10 protein-coding genes are annotated in these 14,013 nt (G+C 49.9%); 6 read left to right on the plus strand and 4 right to left on the minus strand.

The window, feature by feature from the left end:
• On the minus strand, nucleotides 1–2,751 hold the full coding sequence (locus AAGC78_RS14560) for a response regulator (protein WP_435784822.1): 2,751 nt from the start codon (nucleotides 2,749–2,751) through the stop codon (nucleotides 1–3).
• Nucleotides 2,752–2,971: 220 nt separating this feature from the next.
• Nucleotides 2,972–4,372 (minus strand): argininosuccinate lyase, encoded by a 1,401-nt coding sequence (gene argH / locus AAGC78_RS14565; RefSeq protein ID WP_435784823.1) that lies wholly within the window; start codon nucleotides 4,370–4,372, stop codon nucleotides 2,972–2,974.
• A gap of 135 nt (nucleotides 4,373–4,507) precedes the next feature.
• Between argH and AAGC78_RS14570 the strand changes: the two genes are divergently transcribed.
• The 3 genes from AAGC78_RS14570 to AAGC78_RS14580 all read left to right on the plus strand — a co-directional run bounded on the left by AAGC78_RS14570 (nucleotide 4,508) and on the right by AAGC78_RS14580 (nucleotide 8,698).
• The gene (locus AAGC78_RS14570; protein WP_435784824.1) at nucleotides 4,508–5,671 is read left to right on the plus strand and encodes a sensor histidine kinase; all 1,164 of its coding nucleotides are present in this window, start codon (nucleotides 4,508–4,510) and stop codon (nucleotides 5,669–5,671) included.
• A gap of 33 nt (nucleotides 5,672–5,704) precedes the next feature.
• Entirely contained in the window at nucleotides 5,705–6,475 is a 771-nt protein-coding gene (locus AAGC78_RS14575) for a LytR/AlgR family response regulator transcription factor (RefSeq protein ID WP_435784825.1), read from the plus strand.
• 126 nt (nucleotides 6,476–6,601) lie between these two features.
• Nucleotides 6,602–8,698 (plus strand): hypothetical protein, encoded by a 2,097-nt coding sequence (locus tag AAGC78_RS14580; RefSeq protein WP_435784826.1) that lies wholly within the window; start codon nucleotides 6,602–6,604, stop codon nucleotides 8,696–8,698.
• A 52-nt stretch (nucleotides 8,699–8,750) separates the two neighbouring features.
• Here AAGC78_RS14580 and AAGC78_RS14585 read toward each other — a convergent pair whose 3' ends face one another.
• On the minus strand, nucleotides 8,751–10,430 hold the full coding sequence (locus AAGC78_RS14585) for a cellulase family glycosylhydrolase (RefSeq protein ID WP_435784827.1): 1,680 nt from the start codon (nucleotides 10,428–10,430) through the stop codon (nucleotides 8,751–8,753).
• 448 nt (nucleotides 10,431–10,878) lie between these two features.
• Between AAGC78_RS14585 and AAGC78_RS14590 the strand changes: the two genes are divergently transcribed.
• From AAGC78_RS14590 to AAGC78_RS14600, 3 genes are all read left to right on the plus strand, one after another.
• Entirely contained in the window at nucleotides 10,879–11,520 is a 642-nt protein-coding gene (locus tag AAGC78_RS14590; protein ID WP_435784828.1) for a MarR family winged helix-turn-helix transcriptional regulator, read from the plus strand.
• A gap of 96 nt (nucleotides 11,521–11,616) precedes the next feature.
• Nucleotides 11,617–12,369 (plus strand): hypothetical protein, encoded by a 753-nt coding sequence (locus AAGC78_RS14595; protein ID WP_435784829.1) that lies wholly within the window; start codon nucleotides 11,617–11,619, stop codon nucleotides 12,367–12,369.
• 100 nt (nucleotides 12,370–12,469) lie between these two features.
• Nucleotides 12,470–13,036, plus strand: coding sequence for a redoxin family protein (locus AAGC78_RS14600; protein ID WP_435784830.1), 567 nt, complete (start codon nucleotides 12,470–12,472; stop codon nucleotides 13,034–13,036).
• Between the two features lie 7 nt (nucleotides 13,037–13,043).
• Here the strand turns inward: AAGC78_RS14600 and AAGC78_RS14605 are convergent, their stop codons facing one another.
• Entirely contained in the window at nucleotides 13,044–13,841 is a 798-nt protein-coding gene (locus AAGC78_RS14605) for a hypothetical protein (protein WP_435784831.1), read from the minus strand.
• Nucleotides 13,842–14,013 lie beyond the last annotated feature (172 nt).

The raw sequence follows: 14,013 nt of genomic DNA on the forward strand, positions 1-14,013 counted from the left end.
TCAGGAGTTGTCTTGAGTCACTTTTTTCTTGCGCAAAATATCGGCGAGGGTGCTGTAAAGTAATTCCGGGTTCACTGGCTTTGAAAGGTAGCCATTCATGCCGGCGGCGAGACATCGTTCGCGGTCGCCACGCATTGCCTGTGCGGTTACCGCGACAATCGGAATATTTTGTTGCAGATTATTCGCGCGTAATTGTCCGGCACGGATTCGCTGTGTTGCCTCAATGCCATCCATTTCCGGCATTTCCAAATCCATCAAAATAACATCGAATGGTTCGCTGCTGCTCTCCAATAATTTCAATGCTTCTATTCCGTTGGCGGCAATTTCGGTGCTAATTTTTTTCTTTTTGAGGATGCCACGGATCACTTGTTGGTTGACGATATTGTCTTCTGCAATTAGCACTCGCGCGTTTTCAAGCAGCTCCTGAACATCGCCGGGCGTAATAATTTCCGGAGTCAGTTCTTGCAGTAATTGTTCCCGTCCGATGGCCTGGCTAATAGCATCAAACAGCCGCGATTCACTAACAGGCTTGCTTAGAAATTCATCCACTAGAATAGCATTAGGATCGGCGCTGGAAATTTCATCGCGATGATAGGCAGAAATTAAAAATACACGCGGCTTTTGTTTTAATGTGCGGTCTGATTTGATCAGCCCCGTCAACTGCAGGCCATTCATGTTAGGCATGCGATAGTCGAGCAACACAAAATGATATGGCTGGCCTAAATTATCGGCTTGCCGGATGCGTTCCAGTGCGCTGATAGGATTGTCAATTTCGTCCACTTGCAAATGAATGCTGCGTGCGGTACTGGCGATAATAGTACGCGCAATGGTGTTGTCATCCACAATTAACGTGCGGATTGCATTTAAATCGCGCGGTTGGTTGACCAGTGTTTTCTCGCCGAGATGGCTGTGTTCAAAAGAGGCAGTGAAGGTAACTTTGCAACCTTTGTTGAGCGCCGATTCAATCGTAAATTCGCCCTGCATCAAATGCACAAGATGGCTGCAAATACCCAGACCGTAGGTATTTTTATCTGCTTCCGGTGTATGTTTATTAAATACCAATCGCTCTTTGATATGGGCGAGCTTTTCGGCAGTCATGCCCAGGCCGGTATCTTCAACAGTGAATTTCAACATCACTTGTTTGGCGCTGTGACCTTGACGAGCGACACGCACCACGACTTGATCCGTGTTGGAGTACTGGAATGCATTGCTAATTAAATGCCCCAGTATTTGGCTCACGCGCGATGCATCGCCGCGCAGGAAGCGCGGAACATCGGGTTTGATGTCGTACACAATATTAACTGCGCGATGCAGCGCACTAATTTCAAACAGGCGCGATAATTTTTCAAATAATTGGTCGAGATCAAAATGCGCGTATTCGAGGATCACACGGCCCGCTTCAATTTTGGAGAAGTCGAGCAGTTGGTTGATGATTTGCAAGAGTGAATCGGCGGCAGAGTTAATGCTGCTGAGATAACTTTGTTGCTGTTCATCCAGCTTGGTGTCATGCATTAAATAACCGATACCAATGATGGCATTCATCGGTGTGCGGATTTCGTGGCTGATGCGCGCAAGAAATTCGCTTTTGGTTTTGTTGGCGAGATCGGCCTGTGCTTTGGCACTGAGCAACTCTTCACGCGAACTCATAAAATCGGTGATGTCGGTATTCACACCAACGCAACGTGTGCAACGGCTATGCTGATCCGGCTCAAAAAACTTCGCTTTGGAATGCACCCAAATTGTTTGTCCGTTGCGATGCAGCATGCGAAATTGTAATTGCAGGGATTCGCGATTGTTATCAATCGCCGCCTGATATTCGCTGAGCATATTGTCCACATCATCCGGGTGAACAAAATAATCGCGCAGTGTGTCAAGGTTGCCAGGCAGGTCTTCGTAATCGTAGCCGAGCATGCGCAAATAACTGCGGCTGAAATAAATTTTCCCGCTCTGTAAATTCCAATCCCACAAGCCGTCGCTGGTTGCTTCCATCGCGTATTGGTAGCGTGTGTCGCGGTCGCCCATCACGCGTAATTGTTCGTGCTGATGCATAAAGCGGAACAGCCAACCGAGCAAACTGGTGAGCGCTTTAATATCTTGCGTGTGCCAGGTGCGCGGATTGTTGCGGTGCAAAGTCATAAAACCGCGCAGTTGGTTTTGCTCGCACAGCGGAATAATTAATGTGTTGAAAATGGCGTGCTCACGCAGGGACTTGGTTGCATCGGCCATGTCGTGATCAGCGGCGCTGAGCGTTAATGTATGAGCATCGCGCAGCTGGCGAAAATAACTGGAATCAGGCTTAAGCAAATACTGGAGCCATTCCGCATCTTGCAGATATAGGCAGGTATTTTCAGCAAGATCAGCCGCACACCATTGGTTGAGCAAATTGGTCGTGGCGGCATTGGTATCCCAATTCCACAGGCCGATTTCTCGCACAGCCAAGAGGGTGCCGATTTGGGTGAGTACTTGCCGGATGCTTTTAGCATGCTGCTGCTTGACCAGAAACTTCAGGGTTTCCATCACCCAAATTTCATCAAACAGTGGACCATCCTGGTCTTTGCTGGCGGAACTGCTTTTGGGAGTGGGTGCCTCTTCGTCATCGAACTGCTCACCCAGCGCCGAACGCTGGAGGCGGTTGACCACATGTTTGGCGTGTAAGGCCTGTTTCAATGAGGCGAGTTCATCCTCCAGCAACTGAATTTTAGCTGCCAGCGCTTCTTCAGACTCTCCTGAATGCAAGGATTTTTTTCCCATCGCCGCGTTATGCCTTGGTTTTTGGCTTTATAAAAATGGACTGCCAACTTAAAAGGCTAGTCGATTTCGATGTAAATACCAGCGACAAGGGCAAAAATGTGAATTTTGATGCCAGTGGGCGATGAACGTAAGTATGAATATAACTATGAACAGAAATCTGAGCATAAAAAAGGCCGCATCCAGAACAGGATGCGGCCTTTTTAGGTTTGCTGGCTTGCGCTTACTTACGGCTTTCGAGGCTCGCTTTCGCGCGTGCAACTGCCGCTTTCACTTGCGCCGGTGCGGTGCCGCCGATGTGGTTACGGGCGGCAACTGAACCTTCCAGCGTCAATACGGCAAACACGTCTTGCTCGATGACGGTGGAGAATTGTTGCAGTTCGGCCAAGCTCATCTCGGACAGGTCTTTACCGGTTTGTACACCGTGGGCGACTGATTTGCCGACAATTTCGTGCGCATCGCGGAAAGGTACGCCGCGACGAACAAGGTAGTCCGCCAGATCAGTTGCGGTAGAGAAGCCGCGTTTGGCTGCTTCGTACATTTTCTCTTTGCGTGGCTGGATGGCGGGCACCATATCGGCGAAGGCGCGCAGGCAATCTTTTACGGTATCGATGGCATCGAATACTGGCTCTTTATCTTCCTGATTGTCCTTGTTGTAAGCCAAGGGCTGGGATTTCATCAGGGTTAACAAGGCAGTCAGATGGCCGTAAACGCGACCGGTTTTACCGCGCACCAGTTCAGGCACGTCCGGGTTTTTCTTTTGCGGCATGATCGACGAGCCGGTGCAGAAGCGGTCCGGCAAATCAATAAAGCTGAATTGCGATGAGGTCCAGAGCACGAGCTCTTCGCTCGCGCGCGACAAGTGCATCATCAGGATACTGGCGAAAGCGGCGAATTCGATGGCGAAGTCGCGATCGCTCACGGAGTCGAGCGAGTTTTCGGTCGGTGCATCAAAACCCAACAATTGCGCGGTATAGGCGCGATCAATCGGATAGGTGGTTCCTGCCAGTGCAGCGGCGCCGAGCGGTGATTGGTTAACGCGCTTGCGGCAATCTTGCAGGCGGCCGAAATCGCGCTGCAGCATTTCAAACCAGGCGAGCAGGTGATGACCAAAGGTCACTGGCTGCGCGGTTTGCAAATGGGTGAAGCCGGGCATGATGGTGTCGGCGTTGGCTTCAGCCACTTGCAGCAAACCTTGTTGCAGGCGGGTCAGCTCTTTGGCGATTGCATCGATTTCGTCGCGCAAATACAGGCGGATATCGGTGGCAACTTGATCGTTGCGCGAGCGTCCGGTATGCAGTTTTTTGCCGGTGATGCCGATACGCTGGGTGAGCAGCGCTTCGATGTTCATGTGCACATCTTCAAGGCTTACTGACCAGGTAAATTTGCCGGCCACGATTTCCGCACGAATCTCTTCCAAACCGGTAATAATCTGGTCGCGCTCGGCCTCGGTTAGCACGCCAACTTTGGCGAGCATGGTGGCGTGGGCGATAGAGCCGTTGATATCGTGATGATAGAGGCGGTAATCAAAACCAATGGAGGCGGTAAAACGTTCGACGAAGGCGTCGGTGGCTTCACTGAAGCGGCCGCCCCAGGGTTTGATAGGCTGATCGTTTTGGCTCATGAGCATGTGTCCACAATCTTGAAAGAATGAAGGAGGCGACGGGTGCGTTTAGGCTACCATTCACCTTGGCATCCAAGGTAGTCAGGGTGCCGGGGCCGCGCATTATAGCTCAATGCCTCTTTAAAAGACCTACTAATGGAAGCTGCTGTATCAATGAAAGCGCCAGATAACGAGACCAACATTCCAGCCCCACCCAAGGCCGCTGCAGGTGTTAAGGGAAAAGCCGCGCGCCCGCTGCCGGTTGAGCCGGCTACGCCATTTTTGCCGGATTTGTGCAGCAGCCAGTCGGTATTCCTGTTGGTGTTGGTGGCGGAGTTATTGGCGTTGTTGCTGACCATCAGCGCTTCTTCCGGCTTGCAGCATTTTAATTGGGACAAGCTCGCGCTGATCTCCGTGCAGGTGCAATGGATAGTGGTGTTCAGCGCGATAGCACTCTGCCGCCTGCGCTTTTGGTTGGGGCGGCAATCCCATGTGCGCGCCGGTTGCGTCAGTTATGCGTTGGTATTGGTGATTACCTTGATCCTGTGTATCGCCGGTCAGTGGATTATTTATGGCGCCAGCGGCTTGGCATTTGTGGGCGATCAGGAGTTCAGTTTTGATGGTTGGTTGCTGCTGAACAATATGGTGATCGCGGCGATTTTATCGGGCATTTTGCTGCGCTATCTTTATCTGCAGCAGCAATTGCGCAACCAACAGCAGGCGGAAATGCAATCGCGCATCCAGGCGTTGCAATCGCGTATCCGGCCGCATTTTTTATTTAACAGTATGAATTCGATTGCGAGTTTAATTGCGACCGATCCCAACACCGCTGAGCGAGTGGTGGAAGACCTGTCGGAATTATTTCGCGCGAGCCTTGCCGAGCCAAGCTTGATTCCGCTGGAGCGCGAGTTGAGTTTATGCAAACACTACCTGGATATTGAATGTTTGCGTTTGGGGCGGCGGTTGCAATTGGACTGGCAAATCGGCAGCTATAATCCACAGCTGAAAATTCCCAGTTTAATGTTGCAGCCGTTGGTGGAGAACGCCATTTTTCACGGCATCGAACCTTTGCCCAAAGGCGGGACGATTACCGTCAAGGTGTCGCAGAACGATAAACAACTCAGTATTGTGATTACCAACCCCTATTTGTTAGCGAAAAAAAATCAGCGCAATGGTGAACAGGCGCAGCGTCACAATCGCATAGCGTTGGATAACATTCGCCGCCGCCTCACCGCGCATTTTGGTACGGCAGCGCGTTTGTCCAGCAGTGCAGAGAACGGTGTATTTACCACTTATATTTTTTGTCCCTTAACGGTGTGATCAGAATAAAATCAACAAATTGAGACAATAACGATGGATATTTTAATTGTTGACGATGAATCCCTCGCGCGGCAACGGCTGGTGCGCATGGTGGAAAAAATCGAAGGATTTTGTGTTATCGCCGAAGCGGACAATGCGGAAGATGCATTGGTTGCTATCACTCAACATGATCCGGATATTGTCTTGCTCGACATCCGTATGCCCGGCCGCGATGGTTTGAGCCTCGCGCAGGATGTTGCCGAACTGGAAGATGCGCCCGCCGTTATTTTCTGCACCGCCTTTGATCAATACGCGCTGGATGCATTCGGCACTAATGCGGTGGGCTATTTATTAAAACCGGTAAAAGCCGAGCAGTTATTGCAGGTGCTGGAAAAGGCGCAAAAGCTCAATAAAATCCAGCGCGGCGCAGCGCAGCAAAATGCTGCACTGCGAGTAGCTGAGCAAAAAACAACGCAGACCAAAGCGGAAAACCAGCGTACGCACATCACCGCCAAAACCCGCCGTGGAGTTGAATTAATCCCGCTCGACGATGTACGTTATTTTCTTGCTGATCAAAAATACGTTACCGTTTTTCATCGCAATGGCGAACATTTGCTCGATGAAACCTTAAAGGAATTGGAAGAAGAATTTGGTGCGCGCTTTGTGCGCGTGCATCGCAATTCGCTGGTCTCGGTTAAACATATCGAAGCGCTTGAGCGTACGCCGCAGGGGCAGTATCAGGTGCGCTTGGCCGATACCGAATTGCGCCCGGTGATTAGTCGGCGCCATGTGAGTGATCTAAAGGAATTGCTAAAAATGATGTGATTGCCATTTACACATAAATACAAAATAGTTCCTGCTCTGATGGTTAAATGAGCATAGAGAATATTACAATAGCCTTCCTATTTTTCTATTCTCCCTCCTTCTTTAGCTTGCGATAAGGAATTTTTTGTGAGTTTGCCCACAAGGTATATGCCCCGTTATTTTCAAGGTTGTTTCCTGTTTATCGCTTTTGTTTCTGTAATAATCGGTTTGCTGCTTAGCGATACATCTATGCAAAACTATTGGTCTGCTGGCGCTCTGGAGGGGGCGGGGGCATGGATGGCCATTAGTGCAGGTCTGATTATGCTATGCAAATTTAGCGTGCCGCGTGCAGAGAAATTAGCGCTCATTATCGGATTTATGCTAGTGCTGTTTGCTGGCAATGGGGTGCTAGCAAGCTTTTCTTGCCTGCTTTTTGCACTCAGTATGTTTAGTTTGGGGCGTATTATCTCGCGCTGTATCACCGACGAGCCTTGGCATATCGGTGTTGTTTTGATTCTGGGATTGGTGGGGTATGTTGTCATTTTCGGGATTATGATTCATTTCCCAATTAACTACCGCGCGGGATATATTTTTATTCTACTTGTCCCTCTCTGTATTGAATTTATCCGTCTTAGTAAACAGCAAAAAATAGGGCATGCCGCTAGAGAATTTATACAGGGCATCAATAGCGCTTTATCACCAATAGCTTATTGGAAGCTGGCAATGCTATTGACGATAATTGGTTTTTTCAGCAGCTATTCATTCGTACTAAGTGTGACATCTGACGATAACAGCTACCACTTGGCAATGTGGAGCCAGTTGCATACACATCACCAATACTTATTTGATGTTACGACACAAATTTGGTACGCAGCGCCTTTTACCCTGGATATGATTCATGGGATTGTCTCTGTTATTGCTAATTCGGATTCTCGCGGCGCACTTAATATTTTTCTATTAATTGCGTTGTTTGCCTCAACTGCAATGACGGCGAGTCAGTTGTTTGACAGCATTAATGTCCGACTACTGTGCTTGGCATTTCTGGCTTCTACGCCGATGTTATTTAACCTTTTGTCAGGTCTGCAAACAGAGTTGATCCTCTCTGTGTTAACTATGGCAGCCATATGTATTGGCATTAATCGGCAAATGCCATTTATTCAACGTTTTCTTGGCGTATTGCTGGTTTCCTTTTTATTGATCGCAATAAAGCTGCCTGCAGCTGTATTGGCTGGATCTTTATGCTTATGTTTATTGGTGAGTGAGTGGAACAACTTTCGTCAAATATGTACTTTTTCGAAATTTACCTTTATCACTGTGTCTGTAGTGCTGGCTTTAGGATTGGGCGCTGCACTTAATCCGTATCTCTCAAGTTATTTTGTTACCGGAAATCCAGTTTTTCCTTTGTATAACGCTATTTTCCAATCGCCTTATTACAATCCAGTTAACTTTAAAGATAGTACCTTTACCCATGGCGCTAGTCTTCAGGCTTGGTGGGCGATGTTTTTTGATTCCAGTAAATATTTTGAATCTAAAAATTTTAGTGCGGGTTTTCACTACCTTTTGTTGCCGCTTGCAGGAATTTTGTGTTTGAGCAGATTATTAAGGTTTCAAACACTGTTATATCTTGCGCTTCCAGTAGTCTTATTTGGTAGTGTGATGTTTTATATGATGCAGTACATCCGCTATTTGTTTCCCATAATGCCTGTTGCGTGCATATTGGCTGCAGGTGTTTTTTATATGCCAGGGGGAAAAAGTATAGGTTATTTTAACAATACCCTTGCAGCAATTACTGTTGTGGCTTTGGTGTCACTAAATTTTTATTTTTTACCGGGGATTAGTTGGATATATGATCACAATTCGCTCAAAAACTTTACGCAGCATCAGAAGCAGAAGATCGCTGTAAATTACAATCCCGAACATGTTATTAATCTATATCTCAATGAAATTTACCCTGGTGAAAACGTACTTTTTGAGAGTGGTAGATGTAATGGTGCATTGTTATATGGAAAGCCTTTTTATCCTGATTGGGTATCACCTTCTACACTTGCTGCATTTGATCGGATTAAAAGTGAGGAAGACCTTGTTGCCTATTTAAAAGCAAATAACATTCGATTTGTCTATTGGAATTTGAGAGGCAACACCAATAACCCACCTTTTAGGGACCATCTGAAAATAGTCATTGATAAATATGGGAAGATGGAGCAAACCGCCGGTGAAATTGGTTTGTACAAGCTGAGCTTGTAAGAGGCGCCCCAGTTTGAAGCTGGGGCTTTTTATTGCAGTAGGAGGCTCTGGATTAACGGCAAGTGATTGCCGGTGTTTCTACGCTGCCGCCATTAGTGTTGCCCTGGAAACCAAACTCAACCGTTTGTCCGGCACCGATAGTGCTGTTCCAGTTAACACCGGTTGCACTGTAAGGGTTGCTGCCGGTCAGCGTCGCATTCCATGAACTGGTAATGCGGTTGCTGCCGGAATAAGTCCAACTTGCAGTCCAACCGGATTTTGCACTGGTGCCGGTGTTGGTCACGCGGATGGCACCGGTAAAACCTGCGCCCCAGGAATTGCTCACCACATAAGTACAACTTACGCCTCCGGTATTGGCGACGCTGGAGGATGAGCGGCTGGATGCAGGTACGGATGACGCTGGAATCGAACTGGGCGCAACGCTACTTCTGCTACTGGATGCCGGTGTTGAGCTTGGTGCGGTGCTGGATGTCGCACTGCCCTCAATCCCCCAGGGTGCTGGCAATGCGGCGCAACTGGTGCGACCCACACAGCTTTGCGAATTCTCCCAACCCCATCCGCTATTGCTAGTGATGCAAATCGGATAGCGGTTGCCATACCAATTACAGGTGCCGCCATTCGCGACCGATGAAGAACTCACCGCGATTGATGACGAGCTGCGGGGAGTTGATGAAGGTGCGGCTGAACTCGGCGCGACACTGGAGCGCGCACTGCTGGTACTACTGGTAGTTGTGCCACTGAAGTTGGTCGCCAGTTTAGACGTCGCTTTAATGCCGTTGGTACTGTTGATCAGGAAATTGCCCCAGGTACTGAGCGAGCCTGCATTCCAGTTATTCACAATATCCAGATTCACGCAGCAGCTACCGTTACCTGACCAGCTCCAGCCTAGATAGCCGATGCGCATATCCTGCGCATATTGGAGGATCGCATCTTCCGCAACGTTACTGCCGTTGTGCTCCGCGCCGAACTCCCCGACCACGATGGGCAAGTTGCGGGTTTGGAAGCTACTCAAATAACTTTGCACTATGGCCGCGTTGTTATAGACCTCATACATGTGCACGGAAAATACGGTGTTTTTCAGGGTGTCGGCCGCGAAAATGGCCGGAGCGTTATCGCGCATGGCATTTTGCCAATCCTGTCCCCAGTTGGCGGCATCGACCATCAGCATATGTGTCAAGCCACCGGCGCGTAATGCGCGAATCGCGGTGATGTGATCGGCGGTATAAGTCGCCGCCGAGGTGCTGTTGCCAAAGGGTTCGTTGGCGATATTTACGATCACATAATCTTCCTGACCGGTGATGGCCGCTTTGATATCGCTGCTCAGCCAATACTCGGTCGCGCGGCTGATATGGGTTGCCGCCGTACTTTCGCCGTAGCCGGTGGAGTCATGCACTTCCAGCACACAAACAAGCTTGTTGGCTTTGCATTGGTTGATCACGTTGGTCACATCGGCGCCGTTATTGCGCGACCACTGGGTGCCGTTACTCAACACCACACGTACCGAGTTAGCGCCGGTCGCGGCTATGTCGCGCAGCGATTGGGTCAAGCGGTCGGCGTACCAGGTGTGAGCGTGGTTTACGCCTCGGAATACAAAAGCATTGCCGTTAGGATCGAGCACTTGCGTGCCGCTCACCGTCCAACCCGCGAATGCAGGGGCCATCATGGTTGCGGTGGCTAACGCCAGAGCGGTGCGTTGTAAGTATTTTCTTGAAGCAGGCAGTAGTTTTTTCATAGCGGGATTCCTTTGCGGGTATTGCTCAATTGGCAATGGGGCACCAATTCCTGCGAGCTGGTTATTGTTATCAAACTGCATTGGCAATTTGAGGCAGTGCCTGCGCGAGACGTAGCGGAGTTGTCGTGAGGCGAACTGCTTTCGGGTTATGACTACTATCGTGACCAGGGCTTGCACTAGCATCTTTGGAGAAAAGAGCCTTGGGGTGGCGCCCATTATTATTATGAAAACGTCGGTCAATTTTTGTAATCGGTTACATTTTATGGTCAGTTTAGGATTTTGCACAAGCAGTAAGTGGCGACAAAAGTGCCTATTTGTGCACACTCAAGCCAGTTGATAGCGGTTTAACTCGCTTTTTAGTGATGAGATCGGTTTCGTAAAAAGCGTCAGGCTTTGGCTATTAGTGCGATAGCTTGACAATTATGGTTAGGACTCCTAAATTAATTGCATGACAACCGACTTCCAAAAACAACAGGCAGTAGCCGGACTTGAGCAGTTAGCGTCGCTGGTTCGTGCCCAATCCTGGCGACAAGACGGCACTCCATCGCTGCCGCCGACCCAATCGGCAGTATTGCGCATGCTTGATGGTGCGGCTGAACCCTTGCGTGCAGCGCAGATCGCCGAGCGCTTGGGAATATCGGCAGCCAGCTTGAGCGATTCGCTCAAAGCCCTGGAAGCGAAAGGGTGGTTGCTGCGCGCCGCTGATCCAGCGGACAAGCGCGCCAGTTTGCTAAGCGTCACTGTTTACGGACGCGAAATAGCCGCGCGCCTAAATGATCCGCAGCAGGGAATGGCGGCGCTGATAAATGGTTTGAGTGAGCAGGATGTGGGCGCATTTTTGCGCGTGACGCAATTGCTGGTGCGCGAAGCCCAGCAAAAAGGCTTGGCGACAGGGTCGCGCACTTGTTTGGGCTGCCGGTTTTTCCGCCCGGGCGAAGGCAGCCAACCCGATAAGCCGCACTTTTGCGCCTTCGTGCAACAGCCGTTTGGCGATTCTGAATTACGTGTCGATTGCGCTGAACAACAGCCAGCTGACCAACAACAAGCCGAAGAGAGCGTGCTGCGCTTCCGGCCAATGCATTCGCAATAACGCGGATAAAAAGAGTGGGCGATATTCGACGGCAATCGAATATCGCCCGGTTTCCCAGTACTTAACGTAAGCAACGCAATACGAGGAATGTTAATTATGCGCCAGAAAGCCCTTCCACTCCTAGTGGCTGCCGTTTTTGCCTTGAGCAACGGCGCTGCTAATGCACACGATGCCGGCCATCATGGTGGTATCCAAGCGGCCGCCAACAAAGCGGTGAAAGCCGATTTTGATATCGTCCACGCCAAGGTCACTACTGACAAAAACGTCGTCACTTTCCATATGGCGGTGTCCGGCAAGGCCGGTAAAAGTAAGCCTGCCAAAACCGGCAAACTCGCCGGTAGCAATGTCTTTTCCTATGTGTGGCCGACCAGCATTGATCCCTACGAAGTCGGATTTGAGCGCGGCACCGGCATTCTCGCCATGGCGCTAACCGCGCATCCGGATTTTGACGATACTCCGCTCTACGACGAAAACGGCGATGGCAATCTCACCAACGACGGCGATCTCTGGCACAGCCACTGGGTCGTACTCAAACCGACCGAAGCTTGCGGTCCTGGCGCGCTCGGTGTGGTGGATATTCCTGAGGGTGCAAAACCGCGCCTGCCAAAAACCTGGCCGGGTCTGCCCATCCTGATCGACAGTCCCGGTTGGGCCCCGGTATTCAACGGCCAAACCGTAGAAGTACGTGTGCCCTTTGAAGATGCCGGTGTTGTTGCCGCTGCGAAATTTGATGGCGTAACCGCCGGTTTGCGCGTTAACGCCAGCGTGCATGCGCCACTTTTGTGTGTGGTGGATGTGTTCAAGGTGGCGTCGGGTGATTTGAGTTTGCCGGGCAAACCGAATCAGTAATTGATCATCAACGATTGATTGGTGCAGCTGGCGGCAATCCCGCCGGTTGCAGGTCTTCTGTACCGGCCAAAAACCGGTTTGGATAATGTGGAGTACAAACATGAGCAAATTAAATCGCCCCGCACCCGCGTGGCAAATCGAACAATGGTTCAACACCCCAACGCCGCTTACGCTCGAATCTTTGCGCGGCAAAGTGATCGCACTGGAATCATTCCAGATGTTGTGTCCCGGCTGCGTATCCCACGGCTTGCCGCAGGCGACGCGTATTCGCGCCAGCTTCGCCGCAGAAGATGTTGCGGTGATCGGATTGCACACGGTGTTCGAGCATCACGCTGCGATGACGCCCACCTCACTGCAAGCATTCCTGCATGAATACCGCATTCATTTTCCGGTGGGGGTGGATCGCGCGGGGATTGATGGCGCACCTACACCACGCACCATGAGCGCGTATTTTATGCAGGGCACGCCAACGCTGACATTAATCGATGCAGCCGGTGTTATTCGCTATCAATATTTTGGGCAAGTCAGCGATATGTTGCTGGGGGCGCAAATTGCGGAATTAGTGCAAGAGGCAAATGCATTGCGCAGTTCTACCTCTGCAATCGTCACTGAACAAAAATCGCAGCCACAAATAGCGGGCTGCGATGAGCAGGGTTGCACTATTTAATGGTGACTTAATCGAAACTCCAGCCGAGGCCTACGCGGAAGCCGGAGTTGTCGATTTCCAATCGCGATGGTTTTTTGCCGTTAAATTCATACACACAATTTGGAAAACAGTTGGGGTCATTTGCTGCACGCTGTTCGTAAATCACCCCTGAATCTTCGTTGACATCGAGTGTGCCCACGTATTTTCCAATATCAATATTTAACTGCGGAGTGGGTTGGTAGCGCACAAATACATTGTGGGTAAAGTTAGTGGTGTCCGAGGTGAAATGGGTAAATTTTCCGGCGAGATTCAAGCTCAATTGCGGCAGGATAATAAAGCCCAAATTTAACTGTGCACCCAGGCCAGGTTTATCCATATCGACTTTCACCGCCTTGCCGGGAGTGCGATAAGCACTATCAAGAAATAAATAACTCACATGCGGTGCCCAACCCATTTTAAAGCGGCGTGTATCGACTAATGAATAATTGGCGTGTGCAGAAATTTGGGTAATTTTTTGTGATGTGTCTGCAATGGCGGGGCCCACTAAAACAGCCGAGCCGTTGGGGTTGCCATCGTGTAAACGGTATTGATAGCGCCCGTCCTCGCCACCACTGCTGAGGAAAACCGTATCATTTACTTTGTGTTGCTCCACTTCCAGATGTATTTTCCTGCCGGATGCGAGAGTCGTTTTAGCCTGCAAAAAAACAGCATCGGCATTGCTGTCATGTAGATCAATGGGCATGGTGCTTTTTATATTGGAACTGCCACCGCAACCGACAAGCAGGGCAGATAACAATAGTGATGTAACGAGTAGAGATTGTTGCATGGTATTTCCTTGTGAATGAATCCTATCGATCCGCCGGATGGCTGCCCTGAGACAGGGCGCGCGCAAATTATCAGACTTGGTTGAACAATAAAATCGTGAGTGCAGATTTATTTACGTTTGCATGCAGCAAAAATCACGCGCTTAAGATGCAGAATTCCGTGCGTACAAAACC

The sequence above is a fragment of the Cellvibrio sp. genome, from assembly GCF_039207905.1.
Lineage (GTDB): Bacteria > Pseudomonadota > Gammaproteobacteria > Pseudomonadales > Cellvibrionaceae > Cellvibrio.